The 19,904-nt window shown below is 61.8% G+C and carries 21 protein-coding genes and 1 pseudogene; 5 read left to right on the top strand and 17 right to left on the bottom strand.

Going from position 1 to position 19,904, the window contains the following annotated elements; translation table 11 throughout:
* Positions 1–78: 78 nt before the first annotated feature.
* Positions 79–825, top strand: a complete 747-nt coding sequence (locus NFH98_RS20235; protein WP_045991702.1) for an amino acid ABC transporter ATP-binding protein — start codon at positions 79–81, stop codon at positions 823–825.
* 101 nt (positions 826–926) lie between these two features.
* Positions 927–2,171 (top strand): cysteine desulfurase-like protein, encoded by a 1,245-nt coding sequence (locus NFH98_RS20230; RefSeq protein ID WP_349623081.1) that lies wholly within the window; start codon positions 927–929, stop codon positions 2,169–2,171.
* 138 nt (positions 2,172–2,309) lie between these two features.
* Here NFH98_RS20230 and NFH98_RS20225 read toward each other — a convergent pair whose 3' ends face one another.
* Positions 2,310–3,026 carry a GntR family transcriptional regulator gene (locus NFH98_RS20225; RefSeq protein ID WP_349623080.1) on the bottom strand — a complete coding sequence of 239 codons (717 nt, stop codon included), beginning with the start codon at positions 3,024–3,026 and terminating at the stop codon, positions 2,310–2,312.
* Between the two features lie 330 nt (positions 3,027–3,356).
* Between NFH98_RS20225 and NFH98_RS20220 the strand changes: the two genes are divergently transcribed.
* Positions 3,357–4,646, top strand: a complete 1,290-nt coding sequence (locus NFH98_RS20220) for an aminotransferase class V-fold PLP-dependent enzyme (RefSeq protein WP_349623079.1) — start codon at positions 3,357–3,359, stop codon at positions 4,644–4,646.
* 42 nt (positions 4,647–4,688) lie between these two features.
* Here the strand turns inward: NFH98_RS20220 and NFH98_RS20215 are convergent, their stop codons facing one another.
* The gene (locus tag NFH98_RS20215; protein ID WP_349623078.1) at positions 4,689–6,455 is read right to left on the bottom strand and encodes a SulP family inorganic anion transporter; all 1,767 of its coding nucleotides are present in this window, start codon (positions 6,453–6,455) and stop codon (positions 4,689–4,691) included.
* Positions 6,456–6,569: 114 nt separating this feature from the next.
* Between NFH98_RS20215 and NFH98_RS20210 the strand changes: the two genes are divergently transcribed.
* Positions 6,570–7,406, top strand: a complete 837-nt coding sequence (locus NFH98_RS20210) for a LysR family transcriptional regulator (RefSeq protein WP_349623077.1) — start codon at positions 6,570–6,572, stop codon at positions 7,404–7,406.
* Between the two features lie 826 nt (positions 7,407–8,232).
* On the opposite strand, the gene NFH98_RS20205 is transcribed toward NFH98_RS20210, so the two are convergent.
* From NFH98_RS20205 to NFH98_RS20170, 8 genes are all read right to left on the bottom strand, one after another.
* The gene (locus NFH98_RS20205; protein ID WP_231498565.1) at positions 8,233–8,652 is read right to left on the bottom strand and encodes a c-type cytochrome; all 420 of its coding nucleotides are present in this window, start codon (positions 8,650–8,652) and stop codon (positions 8,233–8,235) included.
* A gap of 31 nt (positions 8,653–8,683) precedes the next feature.
* The gene (locus tag NFH98_RS20200; RefSeq protein WP_035470136.1) at positions 8,684–9,550 is read right to left on the bottom strand and encodes a WD40/YVTN/BNR-like repeat-containing protein; all 867 of its coding nucleotides are present in this window, start codon (positions 9,548–9,550) and stop codon (positions 8,684–8,686) included.
* Positions 9,551–9,573: 23 nt separating this feature from the next.
* Positions 9,574–10,317 carry a cytochrome c biogenesis CcdA family protein gene (locus NFH98_RS20195; RefSeq protein WP_349623076.1) on the bottom strand — a complete coding sequence of 248 codons (744 nt, stop codon included), beginning with the start codon at positions 10,315–10,317 and terminating at the stop codon, positions 9,574–9,576.
* Positions 10,318–10,335: 18 nt separating this feature from the next.
* On the bottom strand, positions 10,336–10,716 hold the full coding sequence (locus NFH98_RS20190) for a hypothetical protein (RefSeq protein WP_185696437.1): 381 nt from the start codon (positions 10,714–10,716) through the stop codon (positions 10,336–10,338).
* Complete coding sequence (locus NFH98_RS20185) at positions 10,713–11,276, bottom strand: TlpA family protein disulfide reductase (RefSeq protein ID WP_071211088.1); 564 nt, start codon at positions 11,274–11,276, stop codon at positions 10,713–10,715. The genes NFH98_RS20190 and NFH98_RS20185 overlap by 4 nt, the downstream gene beginning before the upstream one ends.
* A gap of 15 nt (positions 11,277–11,291) precedes the next feature.
* On the bottom strand, positions 11,292–11,732 hold the full coding sequence (locus NFH98_RS20180; RefSeq protein ID WP_035414165.1) for a DUF411 domain-containing protein: 441 nt from the start codon (positions 11,730–11,732) through the stop codon (positions 11,292–11,294).
* A gap of 64 nt (positions 11,733–11,796) precedes the next feature.
* The gene (locus NFH98_RS20175) at positions 11,797–12,450 is read right to left on the bottom strand and encodes an SCO family protein (protein ID WP_124804653.1); all 654 of its coding nucleotides are present in this window, start codon (positions 12,448–12,450) and stop codon (positions 11,797–11,799) included.
* Between the two features lie 116 nt (positions 12,451–12,566).
* Positions 12,567–12,806: a hypothetical protein gene (locus NFH98_RS20170; RefSeq protein WP_349623074.1), complete on the bottom strand. Its 240-nt coding sequence runs from the start codon at positions 12,804–12,806 to the stop codon at positions 12,567–12,569.
* 256 nt (positions 12,807–13,062) lie between these two features.
* Here NFH98_RS20170 and NFH98_RS20165 point away from each other — a divergent pair, with 256 nt between their 5' ends.
* Entirely contained in the window at positions 13,063–13,491 is a 429-nt protein-coding gene (locus NFH98_RS20165; RefSeq protein WP_083970235.1) for a MerR family transcriptional regulator, read from the top strand.
* On the opposite strand, the gene NFH98_RS20160 is transcribed toward NFH98_RS20165, so the two are convergent.
* The 7 genes and pseudogenes from NFH98_RS20160 to NFH98_RS20130 all read right to left on the bottom strand — a co-directional run bounded on the left by NFH98_RS20160 (position 13,488) and on the right by NFH98_RS20130 (position 19,851).
* Positions 13,488–14,219 (bottom strand): sulfite exporter TauE/SafE family protein, encoded by a 732-nt coding sequence (locus NFH98_RS20160; protein ID WP_108450074.1) that lies wholly within the window; start codon positions 14,217–14,219, stop codon positions 13,488–13,490. The genes NFH98_RS20165 and NFH98_RS20160 overlap by 4 nt on opposite strands.
* A 31-nt stretch (positions 14,220–14,250) precedes the next feature.
* Entirely contained in the window at positions 14,251–14,760 is a 510-nt protein-coding gene (locus NFH98_RS20155; RefSeq protein ID WP_240184315.1) for a protein-disulfide reductase DsbD N-terminal domain-containing protein, read from the bottom strand.
* Positions 14,757–15,569 carry a prolipoprotein diacylglyceryl transferase gene (lgt, locus tag NFH98_RS20150; RefSeq protein WP_124804555.1) on the bottom strand — a complete coding sequence of 271 codons (813 nt, stop codon included), beginning with the start codon at positions 15,567–15,569 and terminating at the stop codon, positions 14,757–14,759. The genes NFH98_RS20155 and lgt overlap by 4 nt, the downstream gene beginning before the upstream one ends.
* Positions 15,570–15,631: 62 nt before the next feature.
* Positions 15,632–16,878: pseudogene (gene ccmI, locus NFH98_RS20145) on the bottom strand (c-type cytochrome biogenesis protein CcmI).
* Complete coding sequence (locus tag NFH98_RS20140) at positions 16,875–17,351, bottom strand: cytochrome c-type biogenesis protein (protein ID WP_348827304.1); 477 nt, start codon at positions 17,349–17,351, stop codon at positions 16,875–16,877. The pseudogene ccmI and the gene NFH98_RS20140 overlap by 4 nt, the downstream one beginning before the upstream one ends.
* Positions 17,342–17,866 (bottom strand): DsbE family thiol:disulfide interchange protein, encoded by a 525-nt coding sequence (locus NFH98_RS20135; protein WP_031217685.1) that lies wholly within the window; start codon positions 17,864–17,866, stop codon positions 17,342–17,344. The genes NFH98_RS20140 and NFH98_RS20135 overlap by 10 nt, the downstream gene beginning before the upstream one ends.
* Complete coding sequence (locus NFH98_RS20130; protein WP_348827303.1) at positions 17,863–19,851, bottom strand: heme lyase CcmF/NrfE family subunit; 1,989 nt, start codon at positions 19,849–19,851, stop codon at positions 17,863–17,865. The genes NFH98_RS20135 and NFH98_RS20130 overlap by 4 nt, the downstream gene beginning before the upstream one ends.
* Between the last annotated feature and the right edge of the window lie 53 nt (positions 19,852–19,904).

Genomic DNA, 19,904 nt, shown 5'->3' with positions numbered 1-19,904 from the left:
AGAACTGCCATGATCAATGAAACCCGGACAACCCAGGGCGCTACCCAGGGCACTACCCTTCCCCCGCTCGAGGCTGGTCTGCCCGAAGCGCCCAGAGCGATCATCTCGCTCGAAGGGGTCAACAAGTACTATGGCGACTTCCACGCCCTCAAGAACATCGACCTCAAGGTACGCGAAGGCGAGGTGGTGGCGATCCTCGGCCCGTCGGGCTCCGGCAAGTCGACGCTGATCCGCTGCATCAATCATCTGGAGGCCTACAGCGCCGGCGACATCTACGTCGACAGCGTGCGGGTCCAGCCCGGCCCCGAGCTGATCGAGGTGCGCAAGGACGTCGGCATGGTGTTCCAGAGCTTCAACCTGTTTCCCAACATGACGGTGCTGGAGAACGTGACCCTGGGACCGATTCGGGTGCGCGGCATGAGCCCGGGGGATGCCCAGGCGCGGGCCAAGGAGTTGCTGGAAAAGGTCGGCATCGCCGAGCAGATGTACAAGTATCCAAGCGCCCTGTCCGGCGGTCAGCAGCAGCGGGTCGGCATCGCCCGGGCGCTGGCCAATGAGCCGCGCGTGTTGCTGTTCGATGAGCCCACCTCGGCGCTGGACCCGGAGATGGTCGGCGAGGTGCTCGACGTCATCAAGACCCTGGCCGGCACCGGCGTGACCATGCTGCTGGTGACCCACGAGATGGGCTTCGCCCGCCATGTCGCCGACCGGGTGATCTTCATGGAGGCCGGCCAGATCGTCGAGGAAGGCGCTCCCGAACAGATCTTCTCGGCGCCGCAGGAAGACCGAACCCGCGCCTTTTTCCAGTCGGTGCTGGCTCACTGAGTCGTGGCGCCTGTTCGACGGCTGGCTCGGGGCTTGTTTCGCTCCTGCCTTGTCTCTCGACGTCCATGTATCGCCTCTCGACCCCTATTCAAGGACTTCCCATGTCACTCGATTCATCCTCAGACGCTCGCCTTGATCTGACACACGTCAGAGCCCAGTTTCCCTCGCTTGAAAGCGACTGGGTGTTCATGGACAACGCCGGCGGTGCCCAGGTGCCGAAGATGGTGGTGGAGCGCATCAGCGACTACCTGCTGGGCGACAACGTGCAGCTCGGCGCGAGCTACGCCCCCAGCCAGAATTCCAAGGCCAAGGTCGACGCCGGCCGTCAGGCGGTGGCGACGCTGGTCAATGCACGCCACGTGGAAGAGCTGGTGTTCGGCCCCAGTTCGACCATCCAGTTCCGCCTGCTGGCCGACGCCATGGCCAGCCAGTTTGCCCCGGGTGACGAGATCATCGTCACCAACACCGACCACGAGAGCCACGTCGGCCCCTGGATGCGCCTCGAGCAGCGCGGCGTCAAGCTGCGCTTCTGGAACTGCAATCCCGAGACCCTGGAGCTGGAGCTGGACACCCTGGCGGAACTGCTCAACGAGCGCACCCGCCTGGTCTGCGTAACCCACGTCTCCAACCTGCTCGGCACCATCAATCCGATCAAGCGGATCGCCGCCATGGCCCACGACGCCGGTGCTCGCATCTGTGTCGATGGGGTGGCCTTCGCCCCCCACCGGGCCATCGACGTCCAGGACTGGGATGTCGACTACTACGGCTTCAGTCTGTACAAGGTATTTGGCCCCCATCACGCGGTGCTCTATGTGAAAAAGGAGTGCCTGCTGGAGTTGGATAATATCTACCATCACTTCTTCACGCGTGAGCAGATTCCAGGAAAGATGGAGCCGGGAAATCCCAACTACGAGCTGACCTACGCTGCAACCGGTATCCTGGATTATCTGACCTCGCTGACGGGCGATAATGGTGAAGGTGACAAGCGGAAAAAGCTGGAAACAGCCTTCGATGCCATCGCCAAGCATGAAGCTATATTGAGCAAGAAGCTGCTCGATTATCTCTCTGGAAAAGAAGGCGTTCGCATCATCGGAAGGCGGGATGCCGATATCAAACATCGCGTCGCGACCATCAGCTTTACCGTGGAAGGGCATCAGTCTGACGAGATCGTGCGCAAGATCGACGAGGCCAAGGTAGGAATCCGCTACGGCGACTTCTACGCCCGCCGCCTGACCGAGGACCTCGGTCTGATGGACATCCAGGGCGTGGTGCGGGTGTCCATGGTGCACTACAACACCGAGGCCGAGGTGGATCGACTGATCGAGGCGCTGGACGCAGCGCTCTGAGGGTGTGGGCCAGAAGCTGGCAATGACGTCGTTGAAATGCAGAAAAGGGGCTTCTGGCCCCTTTTTTGCTACGCATGTCCCAGGCTCAGGGCCGGCCTTGTCTCCTGCTTACGCGGGTTTTTCGGCCTGGCCGGCCCTTTAGCCCAGCGGATCGTCGATGTCGATATCGTAGATGTTGGCCTCGGCGCGGCGGCGCTCGGACAGGTCCAGGCTGTAGAAGATGTGGCGACAGTGCTCCATCATCGACGCGGCGGCGCCCTCGGCGTCGCGCTTCTCGATCAGATCGACCAGGGTCTGGTGCTCATGGGTAAGGCACAGCACGCCGGTGGAGCGTTCGTAGAGCGACTGGATGATGCAGAAGCGTCGAATGATCGGGCGCACGATGGCAATCAGCTCGTCATTGCCGGTCAGCTCCGCCAGCATCAGGTGAAAGTCACCGGAGATGCGATTGACGCTGGGCTGGTGCTCCTCGAACACCTGATGCTCCAGCGCCAGGTGGCGGCGCAGGGTGGCGATACCCTCGGCGTCGATGCGCTCGCAGGCGATCCGCGCTACCGCGCCCTCGATATGCAGCCGTGTCTCGAAGATATCGTAGGCTTCCTTCACCGACGGCAGCGAGACGAAGGCGCCCCGGTGCATCTCGAAGCGTACCAGGCGTTCCGCCGTCAGCCGGTTCAGCGCGCGACGTACCCGGCTACGCGGCGTCTTGAAGGCGCTGGCGAGCTTGGCTTCGTTCAAACGCTCGCCAGGACGCAGACGCTTGTCGATCAGGGCGTCGACGATGCGGTCATAGACGAGCTCCTCGGCCAGGGCTTCCGGCTTGGATGGTGAAGCGGAGGTGGCGTCACTCGTCATGGCATTGTCTCGCCAGAAGGCTCGCCCATCATCAGGGGAAAATCACCGGGATGGTTGAGCATTGTGAAAGGTGAAATAGCGTCAATTTACGGCCGTCGTTCAAGGGACAGATTATCACGATGTCGCTCGAACAGTAACGTTGGATCGAACAAAGTTCAGGCGTCCAGTGTGCTGCATTTTTGCCATCCGGTCAGCCAGGGCGTACTACTATGAGCAAGCTTCTCGATAACTCCGGACGAACCAGGAGGGATCGGGTAGCGTCCCTTGCCTCGTTCTGGCGCCCGGCTGGGGGTGAGGTTCGCTGTTCCGCTGCCATCAAGGAACGATCAGATGCAGACATTGAAACCTTCCATCAAGGCCAGCGTGGCGGTATTTGACGACGCCCTGATGAGTCAGGTGCGCGCTCGCTTTCACCACGTCGACCGCTGCCCCTACACAGGCCCCCGGATATTCTTCGAAAACGCCGGCGGTTCCCTGACGCTCAAGGCCGTAGTGGCACGCATGGCCGAAGTCGCCGCATTACCGGACAACGATCATCGCGACAATGACGCTTCCCGGGCCATTTCGTGCATGATCGATGACGGTCGCGACGCCATGGCCAGCCTGCTGGGGGTAGAGGACGGCATCGTGTTTGGCGGCGAGACCGGCACCGAGTGCCTGTTCCGGGTAATTCGCGCCGCCGCCAGTGCCGCGCCAGCGGGTGGCAACATCGTCGCCTGCGAGCTCGAGCATCCCGCCACCTTTGACGCCACCGCGCAGTGGGCGAGGCGCACCGGCAGGCAGCGGTTGACGGTGCCCTTCGATCCGCATCAGGGGCGCGCCACCGCCGAGGACTATGTCCGCGTCGTGACGCCGGAGACCCGTGTGGCCACTATCCTGCACACCAGCCCGGTGACCGGCATGACCCAGGACGTGGCCGCCATCGCCGAGGCGATTCGCGCCATCGCACCGGACTGCTACATCATCGTCGATGGCATCCAGCATGCCCCCCATGGTGCGTTGGCGGTATCGCACTACGGCGTCGATGCCTACGCGGTGTCGCTGTACAAGGTGTTCTGCCCGTTCAACGACGGCTACGCCTGGGTCTCGCCGCGACTGGGTTGCGCCGATCACGACCGCCTGGCGGGCAAGCCGGACGACGCCTGGGAGCTGGGTAGCCGCGATCCTGCCGCCTGGGCCGGCGCCCGCGAGATGGTCTGCTATCTCGAGTGGTTGGGAGGACATTTCACTGACAAGAGCGAGCGCCGGCAGCGGCTGCTGGCCGCCGGCCAGGCCATGCATGACCAGGAGGCGGCGCTGATGCGTCGGCTGATCGACGGAGCCGATGGCGTCACCGGACTCCGGGACCTGCCCGGCGTGACCCTGATCGGTGAGGCGGATTCGCCCTGGCGGGAGGGGGCGGTCTCGTTTTGCGTGAAGGACCGAGACGCACTGGAGATCGTCGCCGAGCTTGGCGAGCGTGGCATTCGCGTCCACGCCCGCAAGGACGACGCCTACTCCGGCAATATCCTGCGCCCCCTGGGCCTGCCTTCGGTCACCCGGGTGTCATTGGCCCACTACAACACCCCACTCGAAGTGGACGCCTGTCTGGCGGCGCTGAAGGACGTCCTCGGAGCCTGAATCTGGCGGCCCCGCCGAATTGCCCATTCCGGGCGCCGCTGATCAGATCTGGCTTGCCAGGACACCGAGTTCAGGCGAGGGCTTCGACGCGCACTCGCCGAAGACACGCTTGGCGCAGCCCTGGCAGACGTCTGGATCCAGCGCCGGGGTAATGGAGGTGATGGCCGCCTCGGTGGTCTCGAAGAAGCGCGCTTCGCCGATTCGCTTCAGATCCCCGCGACGGCACAGCTCATCCATCACCGTACCCTTGAGCGAGCTGATCATCAGCTCGCCCCCCTGGTCCGTCAGGCGACGGACCTCCTGCAGCAGCATCTCCACGCCCGCCGTGTCGATGAAATTGATGCCCTTGCCGATGATCAGCGCACGGGAGCCCGGCTCGGCGGTGAAGGCGCGAAGATGCCGCTGTACGTGGTCGGTGGCGCCGAAGAACAGCGAGCCGTCGATGCGCAGTATCTTGAGCTGTGGACACTGCTCGAGCTGGTAGCGTCTGACGTTGCGAATGAGCCGCCGGGGATGATCCTGGCGCGGCGCCACTTCCATGACGGTAGGGCGCGAGGTGCGCTTTAGATAGAGCACCAGTGACAGCAGCACGCCGATATAGATGGCGAACTCCAGTGCGACGAGCAGGGTGGCGGAGACGGTGGTGACCAGCACCATCGCCTCGTGGCGACTGACGCGTACCAGATGGACGATGTGCGGGATGTCGATCAGGTTCCAGGCGATCAACAGGATGCCTCCAGCCATGGCGGGTAGCGGCAGATAAGCGGTGATCCCCGGGGCGAAGATCAGGATCAGCGACAGCAGCAGGGCGGCGAACACCGAGGCCAGCGGGGTGCGGGCGCCTGCGTCATAGTTGGCACCGGAGCGGGTGAAGGAGCCCGAACTGGCGTAGCAAGAGAAGAAGCCCCCCACGATATTGGACAGGCCCTGGCCGATGAATTCCTGATTGCCGTCGATCACCTGACGCGAGCGCAGGGCAATGGCGCGGGCGATGGATACCGCTTCGATCAGCCCCAGCAGGGCGATGGCGAAGGCGCCGGAGGTCAGCACGCGCAGGCTATCCGGCGTCAGTTCGGGCAGCGTAACGGGTGGCAGGGTCCCGGGCAGGGCGCCGACCAGCGCCACACCGTGGGCGGCGCCATCGATCAACCAGCAGGCCAGGCTGCCGGCGGCCAGACCCAGCAGCAGGTGAGGACTACGACGATGGAGGCGTCGTGCTACCAGCGAGGTGATCAGCGAGATCAGCCCGATGGCCAATGCGTAGAGGTTGATATCCGGCAGCGCCCGGAACAGCGCTGACAGCTCGGCCAGGAATCCCTGAGCGTCGATGGACACGCCAAGCAGGTGCTCCATCTGACTGGTGGCGATCAGGATGGCCGCACCAGAGGTGAAGCCGATGACCACCGTGTGAGAGATGAAACTCACCAGATTTCCGAGGCGCAAGAGCCCCATGGCCAGCTGGATCAGACCGACCAGGAGCGTGATGGTCAGCGCCGCTCCCAGGTATTGGTCGGGTGTCAGCGTGCCGAGGCCGCCGATCACGCTGGCCAGCACGATGGAGAGCGCCGCGGTGGGGCCTGAGATCATGTGCCAGGAACTGCCGAACAGCGCGGCCACCGTGGCCGCGACGATCGCCGTGTAGAGCCCGACCTCCGGTGGCAGCCCCGCGATGAAGGCATAGGCCACGCCCTGTGGCAGTACCAGGATGGCGCCGGTCAGGCCCGCCATCATGTCCGCCGACAGGGTGCGGCGGTCGAGGCCGCGTCCCCAGCGCAGGAAGGGCAGATAACGCTTGGGGGAAGACGCCATGGCGGAACCTCAGGTGGGCAGAAGTAGGGGGTCGGGCAAGCCTAGAGAAATGCGGGTATCCTGAAAAACAAAATTTTTTGCGCTTCATGAACAAAAAAACCGCATAGGTGAGCCGTGGATACCCAACTGCTGAAGACCTTTCTCGAGGTCAGCCGGCTGCGCAATTTCGGCAAGGCCGCAGAGAGCCTCTGTGTCTCGCCCTCGACGGTCAGCGCACGCATTCGTCAACTCGAGGCGCAGCTGGGGTTGTCGCTGTTCAGCCGCGGCCATCACCACATCGGTTTGACCCCGGCCGGGGAGCGCATGGAGCGTCACGCCCGCTTTCTGCTCGACGCCTGGGAAAGAGCCTACGAGGACACCGCCCTGAGCGAGCGGCACCAGCGGCGTCTGGTGGTGGCGGGGGTCGCCAGCCTCTGGGATATCTTCCTGCAGGACTGGCTCGCCACCATCTATCGCGCCTACCCGACCCTGGGCGTTCGTGCCGAAGAAAGCACCCCGCTGCGGGTGGTCGAGAAGCTGGAGCGCAACATGGTCGACGTCGGCTTCCTCTACGACACCCCGCGCATCAGTGGCGTAGGGGTCGAGGAGGTGGCGACCATCCCGCTGGTGATGGTCTCAAACCAGCCGGATAGAAGCGCCGAGCAGGCGGTGGGCGAAGGCTACATCCGAGTCGAGTGGGGCACGGCGTTTGCCAGCATCCACGAGAGCAGCTTTCCGCAGCGCCAACTGGCGCGAGGCAGGGTCAACAGCGGCCGCATCGCCCTCGGGCTGCTGCTCGAGTGTGGCGGCGCCGCCTACCTGCCCCAGGACATCGTCGCCCCTTGGTGTGACCGGCAGCGGCTGTTCGTGGTCAAGGACGCGCCCGTCATCGAGCTAAAGGCCTATGTGGCCTACCACTGGCACGGCGAGCACCGCGAATTGATCGGCGAGTTGATCGAGCATCTGGGGTGATCTGCCGTTGAGCCGGATGGCTTGTAAAGGTCGCTGCGTCATCGTGCCTGGTGTCTTGGCATCATCACCCTGTCGGATCATCGAACCATGACCATCCGGTTCTCCAAAAACCGCTGGAACACGGTTGAGCCAAGTCGCCCCTACCCACACTGATCGACTTGGAAAAACGGTGGATACAAAAAGCGAAAAGTCCCAGTGAAACCACCGAGGCTGTAGCGCCGACCGGGAACTCCCAATTCACTTGATTCACAGTCAAGTGGATGCGCTAACCAGGGTCAAGGCGTCTTCTGTGCTGAATGCTCGGCTGGCCTTGGCGGATACAGAGGCCCTCACTCAATATTCTGAATCTGAAGATGTAATTTGATGTATTTTTTATTTATAAAACAGTTGGTTAGTTTTATTTTGTGCATAGTTTTTTATTTGTTCCTACCCATCTTACTCCCCATCTGGTAGGAGAGAGACAGTCCTAGCTGAGAGCAAATGCAAACCTACCACAATCAGCTCAAGGTGACGCTCTCGCAGGGGGCTTCGTGCGTGCGATGAAATGTCCACCACCTCTGGGCTGGTATTGAGAGTAATGTCAGCAGCGTAGTGGTGAAAATGCCGCTACTGACCTTGGGGGCGTGCATGATGTCCTGTTCAAGGCTTCCCAGACACCGTTCGCTGCGGGGAACCTTCTTCTTGTTCTGTTGCTGAGCCTGAGCGACAGAAATCTGCTTCATCGGTTGGCTTTGGTCAGACAGTGGCAAGAAAGCCAGGTTTTACCCTGCGGTTGACTCTCCGTCAGCTGCGGAGGTGTTTACGCAGCGCTTCCCTAGCCCCACAGCTACTCACTCTGCGACGGAAATGGGGCTCCCTCGCTTTCTTCCGCCTGATGACGTCGTTGCTCCGGCGTCCATAACGTCTTGAGATAGTTCACCACGGAGCGGATCTCGGCGGGGGTCAGGACATTCTCGAAGGCCGGCATCGTCAGTCGCTCGGTCTTGTTCCAGGGGTCGCGCCATCCCTCGGCGATGATCCGGTAGAGCATCGCATCGGAGTGTTTCCAGGTATGCCCCTCCGGCCCGTGAGGGGGAGCGGGCAATTCGCCCTGGGCATTCTGGTGCTCCCAGTTCGGCTGGCCCTCGCCCTCGCTGCCGTGGCAGCTGGCACAGTACTGCTGGTAGATCCTTTCTCCCTCTTCCAGCCGAGAGGTATCGCGCGAAGAGGGGCCACCCCCCGCCATGGCCTGCCCGGCGGCACTCATCAGCAGCCACGTTGTGACGAGGATCCAGAGCTTACGCATCGGGGGGTGTCCAGGTTTGGCCCTGATCTTCGCTGCGCATGAGCTCCCCCTCGCGATCCAGGGCATAGAGCGTTCCCTGCGGCGCAAGCGTAAGCGTGACGAACGTCGGGCCATCACCCTTTACTTGCTGCCACTCCTGGCCGCCATTGTCGCTGCGCCACAGGCCTTGCTCCGTGGCCACATAGACGTGTTCGGGATCGTCGAGCTTGTAGGCCAGATCATAGACTCTGCCGGCATCGAGCTCCCCGGTCGGTCGCCAGCCGCAGAAGCAATCCATCGACAGGCGAACCGCATCGTCGGACACCGCATAGAGCCAGCCAGTCTGCATGCTCCCCTCCATATCGGAGTGGATGAGCCGGCGAACGGGTTGGGCAGGACCGCTATCCATCTTCTTCCAGGTCGTGCCGGCATCCTCACTCTGGTAGAGGCCGTCGTCGGCAATCACCACATAGAGTGTCTCGGGCTGATGGCGGTGCACGTCCAAGGCGGTAACGTCCTGGTTAGGCAAGCCATCGTTGAGTTCCTGCCAGGTTTCTCCATGATCGGTGCTGCGCTGCACCCCGATCGAGGGGCCGGCGATATAGAGGGCCTGTTCGGCTGTTGCCGGTTCCGATACCGTTACCAACCGTCCCTCCGCTACTTCGTCGGGCAAGGGAATCATCGTCCAGGCCGCCCCGCCATCCGTGCTTTCGAAAAGCTGGTTGGCCTGTACTTTGAGCAGCCGTTCGCCTGTTTGGTCATAACTCAGCGACGGCAATGCCTCCTCGGCGGCCCCGGCCATACTGACGAAGCTCAGACTGGCCATGACCCAGCTCGTCAGTGACAGGGCACGCCAGAAGCGACCCGTGATTTTGTTCATTGCAATATTTCCTCGAATAATGGCTAGCCGATGCTGCCTAGCGCCGGAAAGGTGCGCAATAACCAATAGGACAGCTCGGTCAGTTTGCCGGTGATCATCAAGATGCCCATCAGGATCATGATCAGCCCGGCCGCCAGATGCATGACTCGGCCCCAGCGGCGCAGGAATGGCTGGTGGTGCAGGAAGCGATCGAGCGACACCGCCGTCAACAGAAAGGGCACCCCCAGGCCCAGCGAATAGATGCCGAGCAACGCCATTCCGCTCGAGGCATTGGCCGTCGAGGCGCTGACGGTCAGAATGGCGCCCAGGATCGGGCCGATGCAGGGGGTCCAGCCGAAGGCGAACGCCACACCTAGGAGGTAGGCCGCACCAGGCCCCCCGCCCGCTTCCTTGAGGCGGCCGATCAACCGCCATTCCCGCTGTAACCAGTGCAGCGGAATGAGCCCGGTCATGAAGGCACCGAACAGGATGACGATGAGACTGCCGACCAGGTTCGCCTCCTGGCGATAGATCAGCAGCAGACGCCCGATGGCCGTGGCACTGGCGCCCAGCATCAGGAATATCGTGGTGAACCCGAGCACGAACCAGATCGACTGGGTTAACACCCGGAGTCGCTCCCGTCGATCCGCTTCCCGTATCTGCCCCAGCGAGCGCCCGGCGACGAAGGAGAGATAGCTAGGCACGAGCGGCAAGACACAGGGCGAAGCGAACGAGGTCAGGCCCGCCAGAAAGGCCGTGGCCAGGCCGATATTGGCAACTTCCCACATCCCCCCTTAATTCCGTGGCTAGGCTTGGAGCTTGGAGTCGGGGCGCTCGGATGGCACCTGGTGATCCGCTGCTTGGCGATTGGCAGATGCCGTCTCCGTGGTTACCGCGGTAGAGGCTTCCACGTTGGCTTGGACGTCAGGGGCTTCGCCCGGCTCGGTAGCCTTGCCTTTCTTGTCCTTGCATTTCAGCATACACATTGCTCCACACATGACTAGGCAAGGCAACAGGGTCACCAGGATAGGGGCGATGCCCAGCAGGACCAGTTGATCCCAGCCCATGGCAAGACCACCAGCCACCGCCACAGCGCCCAGCAGCATCCAGCGGCGTGGGCCTGTTACCAGGCCTTTCAGTCCGGCTTTCTCTTGGCCCTTTTGGGGCTTGTCGTCACAGCAACTCATGGCGCGTCCTCCTGGGTGGTTTCTATGGTTTCGGCAAGAAAGTCGATCATTTCAGGGGTATCCCACTCGGCCTCCCCGACCAGGCGTCCGATCTCCCTGCCCTGGCGGTCGAGCAGAAGCGTCGTGGGAATACCCACGGCACTGAGGTTCGCGCTGGCCATGCCGGTTGGATCGACGTAGGGAGCGAGATGCTCGATCCCCACCTCCTGATAGAATTCGTTGACGACCTCGATGCCTTTGCGATCGATCGAGAGTGCGACGACCTCGAAATCCGTACCACCCAATTCAGCCTGGAGGGCATCCAGGGTGGGCATTTCCTCGCGGCAAGGGCCACACCATGTCGCCCAGATGTTGAGCAGGATCAGCTTTCCTCCGAAAGTGGTCAGCGTCAGCGGGGTACCGTCGCCAGCCTCGAAGCTAATTTCCGACACCTCGCGTGGGCTTTCCCAGAGAAGAAACCCATTCGGCCCCACACGTTTGGGTGGTTCGGCGACGGCCAAAGAGGTGATCATTCCCCACAATGCCACCGCTACCCAACTGGTCCCGATCAGTTGTCTCATGACCAAGGCTCACCTTCAGTGGGTGGCGTAAACTTCAGGGGTATCGGTCGGCTGAAAGGCCAGGGTGTAAACCTCCAGTGGGCCCTGTTTCTCGCCCGACATCCCCGGTGAGCCAAGTGGCATTCCGGGTACGCTCAGGCCTTTGATGAAAGGTTTCTCTTCGAGTACCTGGGTGACGCTTTCCACGGGTACGTGGCCCTCGAAGACATAGTTGTCGATGAGCGTGGTATGGCAACCCTGCAGTTTCTCGGAAACATCGTGTTCGGCTTTCATCTTCGCGAGATCGTGAGTATCGATTGTCTCCACTTCGAACCCGTTTCGTTCGAGATACTTGGCATATTCGGCGCAACAGCCACAGTTGGGGTTCTTGTAGAGGGTTGCCGACGTCTCGGCTGCCAACCCTGTCAGGGGGAAGGTCAATAGAGAAGCGATGGTCAGCGCTTTCCAGTGTTTCATACGCTAAGGCTCCATAGAGTTCACGAGAACGTTCGGCAGCTAGGCCGGCTATACTCTCGCGGCATTAATCGAAGGTGTTGACGACAGTATGGCGAATGCGATCCCACACACCGGTGGATAATGTCTCTGGTCCTTCTGCCAACACCTTTACATAGTAAACTAGGTGCTCCGGATCGAATTTGAGCCCATGAAAGCGGGCCCGTATCCGTCCTGATTGGTCGATGACATGAGTCACAACGCCATGCGCCTGGACGCCCTCGGCCACATCGTCGAATTTCAGACCGTAGGCTTCCGCGACCTGGCGTGTGGTGTCGACAAACTCATTTTCGCTTCGATAAAGAAACCGCCAGTTGGCGGGGTCCAGATCGAAATTTTCACCGTAGGCCCGCATGTTGTTGTGCGTGCCGGCAAAGTCCTCACTGTCGGTAGCGATGGTGATAAATTCAACATCATCTCGTAGGCCGGTATCGTTGACTCGCTCTTGCACCTCGGCAATCAGGTTCATATGCACCGGGCAGGCTTCTTGATAGCGCGAGTGGATGATATTGAGCACCACGACGCTTTGTTCCAAGTCGGAAGACGACACGCCATTGCTGTCTGTATTATTCAACGAAAATTCCGGCGATGGCTGGTCGATGAATTGGGCGTAACGTTCCCACTCTTGCAGCTCTTCCTCGGTATCTTCGAGGGAATGGGAAAAGACAGGAGAACTGGGCATCAATGCCAAGACGAGTAGTGGTGTATACAGTTCTTTTTCACGTACCGTCCTCCCTTCGCGTTACCCAGTTCTAACGAAGGCTGCTCCTATGCGGAGCAGCCCCGGCCAGTGCCACTTCAGGTGTTGCTGTCGGTTTCATGGCCTTGTTGCATATTTTCCATCATGGCATTGCAGTTTTTCAGCATGGTATTCATTTCACGCATCATTCCCATCATGTCGTGCATGCTGCCCTCCTGCATCATGTCGCCCTCCATTGGCGTCTGCTGATTCTCTTCCTGCGCAAGAAGCGAGCCGGCTCCGAAGCTGCTGGCGACGATGATGGCGGCAGTCAAGATTGCTGTGTGACGTTTCCGCATGACACTTCTCCTCAATCTTTCTGGGAATCACCTTTCCACCAGCAAGGCTGATAGAAGGCCTGGCTTGGATTTCTACCTGGCAGCAGCGCTGCTTGCTGGAAAGATATCCTTAAAGCCAACTTCAAGGTCAAGACTTTATTTTTTGCGTTCCCGCTTTATGCAGCAGGCCACCAGTTGAACGCTACAGCCATACCTTGACCTTTGGGCGGCCTCACGGTTGTAGGCTGTCTGAAAACGGGCAGGTGAGGAAAAGACAATGCGAGTCACTGAACTGGCTCGGGCTGGTGGGGTCACTGCGGAAACGGTACGCCACTACACCCGTGAGGGGTTGTTACGACCGCAACGGGACTCGCGCAACGGCTATCAACTCTATGACGAGAAGGCACTGGGTCGCCTGCGTCTCATTAATTGCCTTCGCTCTTTGGGAGTCGGTCTCCCAGACATCAAGCAGATATTGACCTGGGCGGAGCACGACATGCCTCCGGTTAGCGATACGTACGCTCCCCTGGCTGAACAAGGGCGCTACATTCGCTCGCGGATCCATGAACTCCAGGCGATAGCGCGATGGTTGGAAAGCATCGACCATGATGATGGTTCCGAGGCCCCTAGCCTGAAGCAACTGATCGAATCGCTGGGATCGGCACAACCGGCTATCGTGACGGATGGCCCGTGCGGTTGCCATTAGTGATGCGACGGCGCCATGCTGGCCATATCGTCCATGCCGGTCATGGAGTGCAGATGCCAGAGTTGCCAGACGGCAAACGCGATGATCAGCAACGCCGCCAGCGTGCGGGTCGCTGGATGGCGAATCCATAGCGAGATGCGCCGGGCAGCCATACCGGTCGCCAGGACGACGGGGAGGGTGCCAAGCCCGAAGGCCCCCATCATCGCCGCGGCGCGTAGCGGCTCGGCTACGGCCAGACTCCAGGCCAGCATTGAATAGATCAGCCCGCAGGGCATCCAGCCCCAGATCGAGCCCAGCGCGAAGGCCTGGGGTACCTTCACGACGGGCATCAAGCCTCGACCTAGCGGTTCGATACGCCACCACAGGGAGCGACCCAGGGCTTCGATACGTAGCAACCCCTTCCACCAGTTGGCGATATACAGCGCCATCAGAATCAGCATGACCGCCGCCAGGATACGCAGCACCAGGGCGATGCCGTCCAGGGCATGATTGAGCACGGAGCCGAGTAGCGCCACCAGAGCGCCGGCGATCATGTAACTGCTGATGCGGCCCAGGTTGTAGCCGAGCAGCAGGCCGGCCAGGCGTCCCGGCTGCCGCATGCTGGAGGGCACGGCAAAGGTCAGGGCACTCATGATCCCGCCACACATGCCGATGCAGTGCGCCCCTCCGAGCAGGCCGAAGACGAAGGCCGCCGCCAGCGGCGGCAGGCTGAGGTCGGTGGGATCCAATCAAGGCGCTCCTTCTTCGCTATTCCCAGTATCACGAGGAGGAGAATCGAAGGCTGCCGGAGGGGGAACCGTACAGCGCGTCGAGCTCGACCAGCTCGGGCGGATAGCAGAGTCCCAGGTCGGAACACCCCTGAAAGGTCACCGTGATGGCCAGCGGCTCGGCAGCGGTGTCGCTCGCCTCGATGGGCGCACTGAATACCACCTGGTCATAGAACACCTCGATTTCCCCCAGAGACGCGTGCACCATGGGTTCGCCGGGGGGAATTGCCAGCTCACCGAAACTGACGCCCGGAGAGCGACTTTCCAGTGCAAACCGATGGCGGTGGAGGTAATAGTCCTCGGCAATGACGAAACCGACGTAGAGCCGCCTATCGTCTCGCCAGGCGCTGGCCCGGAAGGCTTCTTTAGTCGCCAGGAATTCCCGTTGAGCCGAGGTACCGAAGGGGGAGCTCTTGCCACTGCCCGCGGGAAACTCTCCACGGGCCGCTACCGGTGTGGCGACGAACAGCAGCACCAGCAGAAAGGTGAAGGCCGTGTTCATGAGGCCGTCGCCGTTTTCGCCCTATCCACTGGCTGACGCATTGACCAGACAACCAGAGCCAGCCCCGCGATGAGCATCGGCAGGGTCAACAGCTGCCCCATGGTCAGCCAGCCGAAGGCGACGAACCCAAGGTGAGGATCGGGCAGGCGCACGAACTCCACGGTGAAGCGGAAGGCGCCATACAGCACCAGGAACAGCCCGGAGATGAGGCCCCGCTGGCGCGGTCGGCGCGACAGCCACCATAGCACGGCAAACAGCACCACGCCTTCCAGGGCGAACTCATAAAGCGCTGAAGGGTGCCGCGGCTCCGGCCCCAGCCCCATCATGGGGGGGAAGACCATGGCCCAGGGAACGTCACTGATACGTCCCGGCAACTCGTGATTGATGAAGTTGCCGAGGCGCCCGGCGCCCAGGCCGATCGGCACCAGCGGGGCGATGAAATCGGTCAGCTGGAAAAAAGCCAGGCGATGCTTGCGGGCAAACAGCAGGGCGGCGATGAGCACACCGGCAAGGCCGCCATGGAAGCTCATGCCCCCGTCCCAGACCCTGAAGAGCCACAAGGGGTTGGCCAGCAACTGGTCGAGCCCATAGAACAGCGCATAGCCCAGGCGGCCACCCAAGATGATCCCCACGGCAGCGTAAAAAATCAGATCGCCGATATCATCGTGACTCAAACCCAGGCGATGGGCTCGACGACGCCCTAGCCACCAGGCGGCGGCCAGCCCGACCACATACATCAGGCCATACCAGTGAATCTGCACGGGACCAAGGGAAATGGCCACGGGATCAATCTGCGGATACTGCAGCATGAGTCTTCCTTATGTTTTGGCAGACAATGGATGTTGCCGGATTAGGTTGCGATAGGTCTGCATTACTCGACGACGCGGCCGATGGTGACTTCGACCGGGGGTCCGGCTCGCCGAGTGTCACCGGTCCCGCCTCGCCGATCAGGTCGCCTGGCTGCGGGGTGACTTCGCCCGATGCGGAGACGCGCACCGTCAGGCGCACCTCATTGACTTGGGAGAGTCGCGCTCGGGGTGTCATGGCATCGTTGTCGCCCAAGGTCACTTTGAGTGGCAGGTCGCTAACCGTGACCCGCTCCACCGCCAGTGGCGGCAATTCACCAGCCACGTCGCGGGCGATGACGAACACCGTGTCGCCCGGCGCGGCCCGCTCGCGGAGCGATTCGGCGAGGCCGACCCTGACCGCGAGCGACGCGCCGTCCTGCGCGGCTTGATGGGCATCGACCTGGTCGGACGAGGCGTCCAGGCGCTGTTGTGCCACGGCAATGCCCTCCCGCAGCGCTTCCGCCGAGCCGGGGTCGTCGAAGCCGGCGATCGCGCGTCGCCAGTAATCGATAGCCTCTTCATAGCGGGCGCGATCGAAGGCATGGATGCCCAGCATGCCGAGCACCGTCGGCTGACGCGGATCCTTGTCTAGGGTCTCGTCGACCAGTGCCTGGACCTCCTCGGTCATCGAGCGATTGGCGACGAAGAATTGGATCTGTGCCAATTGCGCCAGCAGGGAAGGCTGTCGACCCTCCAGCTCAATCAGGCGCTCAAGCGCGGCGATGGCATCACGTCCCCGATTGCTGTCCCGGTACAGAGGAAACAGCGACATCCACACCTTGGGATTGTCCGGCTGTCGCTTGGCCTGCTCCTCGAGCCGCTCGATCAGCATCGCCAGCGAGCCGTCAGGCGAGTTGCGCACCTCCTGATGCACGGCATACAGTGCCAGATCGCCCTCGGCGCCTTCCCGTTGATACCAGAGCAGACTGGCCACCACCAACGCCACCATCACCAGCGGCACCAACAACCGTCCGGCCTGGGGGGATTTGAGCGGTGTGCGTCGGCGTACCTGGGTATCCTCGAGCAGGCTGCGTTCGAGCTCCAGCCGACCCTCCTCGACTCGCGCGGTGTCGAGCTCGCCGCGTGCATGGGCCGTTTCCAGCGAGGCCAGGCGCTGACGATAGACCGCCACGTTCTGGGCATCGGTGCGCTGCTTGGTTTCGAAGGCCTGCTGAGCATCGTGCAGCGGGCGGGTCCGTCTCAGCGGCAGGATCACGAGCCACAGGGCAGGCAACAGTAACAGGGCGATGCCCAACCAGAGCAGATTCATTCGCTCCCCTCGCGGTTAAACAGGGCATTGAGGTACTCGCGCTCCTCGGCGCTGAGCGCTCGAACCTGGGCATGCTTTCGTTTGCTGACGAAGACCGCCACGATAAACCCCCCGATCATCACCAGCACGAACGGCAATCCCCATAGCAGCCAGGTACGCTCGTCGAGTCGCGGGTTATAAAGCACGAATTCGCCGAAGCGTGCGACCATGTAATCGAGGATTTCTTTATCGGATCGCCCTTCGCGTAACAAATCTGCAACGCGTTCGCGCATGTCGGCAGCCACCGGGGAATCCGAGCTGTCGATGGCCTGGGCATCGCATTTGGGGCAGCGCAATGAGGCAGTAAGATCACGATAGCGCTCGGCCATTACTGGCCTCTCGAAGTCACGCACCTCGATAGCCGAATCCGCCAGCACAGGGACCGACGTTATCAACAAGAGCAACAGCAGGCCGGCCCGGGTCATCAACGCCATTTGCCCACCTCCTGCACGACACGTTCGACATCCTCGGGAGTGATATAGCCCGTGTGCTTATAGCGAATGATGCCCTCGGCATCGACGAGGAAGGTCTCCGGCACACCGTAGACGCCGAGCTCGAACCCCAGATCGCCATCCGGATCGAAGATATTGACTTCGAAGGGGTCGCCGAACTCGTCGAGAAACTCCCGCCCCTTGACGCGGGTGTCCTTGTAGTTGATGCCGACCAAGCGCACGCCGCGCTCAGCGAGTGTCAGCAGCTGGGGCATTTCCTCCTTGCAGGTCGGACACCACTCGGCCCAGACATTGACCAGCGTGACCTGCCCGTGCAACAGCGACTCATCGACCCGGGCACCGGGATCCTTCAGTGTCGAGAGGGAAAAGGCAGGAAACTGCTGGGCTAGCAGTGCCGAATTGCGGGCACTGGGATCCATGGCCAAGCCTCGGTAGAGAAAGAAACCCAGTCCCAGGAAAACCAGCAAGGGGAAAAGCAGTAACAGTCGCCGTTTCATGTATGGACCTCACGGAGGAGAGTGGAGTCAGCTGCCACTGAGCGCTGACGCCGATAGCGACGGTCCGCCACCGCCAGCAGACCGCCAGTGGCCATCAACAACGCCCCCAGCCAGAGCCAGCGTACGAACGGCTTGATCTGGATTCGCATGGCCCAGGCACCGTCACCCAAGTCTTCGCCCAGCGCCACGTAAATGTCCTGCAGCAGCCCAGGGCGAAGGGCGACGTCGGTCATGGGCTGACCGCGGGCAATATACAATCGCTTCTCGGGCCGTAGGGTGGTGACATGCTGGCCATCACGTGCCACCTCAAGGGCTGCCGTATCGGCCAGGAAATTGGGACCGCGGCGCTCGCTCAGGTCGGTCATGGTGAAGCTGTAACCGCCTATCTCGACACGCTCCCCCACGGCAAGACGTACGTTACGCTCGATGGCATAGTTCGACACCATGGCCACGCCCACGATGGTGATGGCCATGCCCAGATGGCCGACTACCATGCCCCAATGCGCCAGCGACAGCTTGCGCAAGCCGGCCAGGGGGGAGGAGGCATGGCGGGTCTTGTCGAACAGGTCACGGATCAACGCCAGCACGACCCACAGGGCCATGACCAGTCCCAGCGCCACGGCGGCGTTCCATTCTCCGCCGTAGAGGAACGGCACCGCCGCCGCCATGATCAGCGCGGCGATGCCGGACCGAAGTAGTCGGCGCATCAACTCGCGCCCCGCCATCTGCTTCCAGCGCGCCACGGGGCCTAGCCCCATGAAGGCACACAGCAGCACGGTCAGCGGCACGAATAGCGTATTGAAGTACGGTGGGCCGACGCTGATCTTGCCCAGCCCCAGGGCATCGAGAATCAGCGGATAGACCGTGCCCAGCAAAACGGTCACGGTCATGACGACCAAGAGGATATTGTTGATCAGCAACAGCGCATCACGAGACAACCAGCCGAAGCCCACATTGCCGCTCATCCGCGGCGCACGCAGGGCAAAGATCAGCAAGGAAGCGCCCACCGTGAACCCCAGCAGTGCCAGAATGAAAATGCCCCGTGACGGGTCATTGGCGAAGGCATGCACCGACGTCAGCACCCCGGAGCGCACCAGGAAGGTGCCCAGCAGCGACAGCGAAAAGGTAAAGATCGCCAGCAGGGCGGTCCAGCTCTTGAAGGTGCCACGCTTTTCCGTGACTGCCAGCGAATGGATGAGCGCCGTCCCGGTCAGCCAAGGCAGGAACGAAGCGTTCTCCACGGGGTCCCAAAACCACCAGCCGCCCCACCCCAGCTCGTTGTAGGCCCACCAACTACCCAGCGCGATGCCCGTGGTGAGGAAGGCCCAGGCAATATTGGTCCAGGGCCGCACCCAGCGTGTCCAGGCGGCATCGAGCCGCCCTCCCAGCAAGGCAGCGATGGCAAAGGCGAAAGCTACCGAGAAGCCCACATAGCCCATATAGAGCATGGGGGGATGGAAGATCAGCCCGACGTCCTGTAGCAGCGGGTTGAGATCGGCGCCGTCCTGAGGCACTCCCGGCAGCAGACGTTCAAAAGGGCTCGACGTGATCAGGATGAACAGCAAGAATCCGGTGCTTACCATGCCCATGACCCCCAGGACATGGGCCAGCATGTCACGCGGCAGGTTCCGCGAGAACAGGCTGACGGCGAAGCCCCAGCCGCTGAGGATCAGGCTCCATAGCAGCACCGAGCCTTCGTGCCCCCCCCACACCGCCGTGAGCTTGTAATACCACGGCAGCATCGAGTTGGAGTTGTTGGCCACATAGGACACGCTGAAATCGTCGAGCAGGAAGCTCGCGGTCAGGCTGGCATAGGCCACCAGCAAGAAGGCGAACTGCCCCCCTGCCATGGGCTCGGCGAAGGCCATCCAGAGTGGGCGGCGGAGCGTGACACCCGCTAACGGAACCAACGCCTGTATAAACGCCAGGCCCAGCGCCATGATCAGCGCGAAGAGACCGAGTTCAGGAATGATTTTGACGAGCATGGTGATTCCGGCTTGAGTCGCTTGATTTCTTGGGACGAGGCAATCGGCATCGG

Source organism: Halomonas sp. H33-56, from assembly GCF_040147035.1.
GTDB classification, from domain to species: Bacteria; Pseudomonadota; Gammaproteobacteria; order Pseudomonadales; family Halomonadaceae; genus Halomonas; species Halomonas litopenaei.
Note: the sequence above shows the minus strand (reverse complement) of the source record. Positions and strands in the feature narration are given on the sequence as shown.

Excerpts from the sequence above, each read along its gene's own strand:
- NFH98_RS20220 (WP_349623079.1), top strand. The coding sequence starts at position 3,357 with ATGCAGACATTGAAACCTTCCATCAAGGCCAGCGTGGCGGTATTTGAC.
- NFH98_RS20135 (WP_031217685.1), bottom strand. The coding sequence starts at position 17,866 with ATGAAACGGCGACTGTTACTGCTTTTCCCCTTGCTGGTTTTCCTGGGA.
- NFH98_RS20200 (WP_035470136.1), bottom strand. The coding sequence starts at position 9,550 with ATGAACAAAATCACGGGTCGCTTCTGGCGTGCCCTGTCACTGACGAGC.
- NFH98_RS20230 (WP_349623081.1), top strand. The coding sequence starts at position 927 with ATGTCACTCGATTCATCCTCAGACGCTCGCCTTGATCTGACACACGTC.
- NFH98_RS20165 (WP_083970235.1), top strand. The coding sequence starts at position 13,063 with ATGCGAGTCACTGAACTGGCTCGGGCTGGTGGGGTCACTGCGGAAACG.
- NFH98_RS20195 (WP_349623076.1), bottom strand. The coding sequence starts at position 10,317 with ATGTGGGAAGTTGCCAATATCGGCCTGGCCACGGCCTTTCTGGCGGGC.
- NFH98_RS20130 (WP_348827303.1), bottom strand. The coding sequence starts at position 19,851 with ATGCTCGTCAAAATCATTCCTGAACTCGGTCTCTTCGCGCTGATCATG.
- lgt (WP_124804555.1), bottom strand. The coding sequence starts at position 15,569 with ATGCTGCAGTATCCGCAGATTGATCCCGTGGCCATTTCCCTTGGTCCC.
- NFH98_RS20140 (WP_348827304.1), bottom strand. The coding sequence starts at position 17,351 with ATGGCGTTGATGACCCGGGCCGGCCTGCTGTTGCTCTTGTTGATAACG.
- NFH98_RS20170 (WP_349623074.1), bottom strand. The coding sequence starts at position 12,806 with ATGCGGAAACGTCACACAGCAATCTTGACTGCCGCCATCATCGTCGCC.
- NFH98_RS20205 (WP_231498565.1), bottom strand. The coding sequence starts at position 8,652 with ATGAGTGCCGCCGGGCAGGCCATGGCGGGGGGTGGCCCCTCTTCGCGC.
- NFH98_RS20180 (WP_035414165.1), bottom strand. The coding sequence starts at position 11,732 with ATGAAACACTGGAAAGCGCTGACCATCGCTTCTCTATTGACCTTCCCC.
- NFH98_RS20215 (WP_349623078.1), bottom strand. The coding sequence starts at position 6,455 with ATGGCGTCTTCCCCCAAGCGTTATCTGCCCTTCCTGCGCTGGGGACGC.
- NFH98_RS20185 (WP_071211088.1), bottom strand. The coding sequence starts at position 11,276 with ATGAGACAACTGATCGGGACCAGTTGGGTAGCGGTGGCATTGTGGGGA.
- NFH98_RS20175 (WP_124804653.1), bottom strand. The coding sequence starts at position 12,450 with ATGCCCAGTTCTCCTGTCTTTTCCCATTCCCTCGAAGATACCGAGGAA.
- NFH98_RS20155 (WP_240184315.1), bottom strand. The coding sequence starts at position 14,760 with ATGAACACGGCCTTCACCTTTCTGCTGGTGCTGCTGTTCGTCGCCACA.
- NFH98_RS20190 (WP_185696437.1), bottom strand. The coding sequence starts at position 10,716 with ATGAGTTGCTGTGACGACAAGCCCCAAAAGGGCCAAGAGAAAGCCGGA.
- NFH98_RS20225 (WP_349623080.1), bottom strand. The coding sequence starts at position 3,026 with ATGACGAGTGACGCCACCTCCGCTTCACCATCCAAGCCGGAAGCCCTG.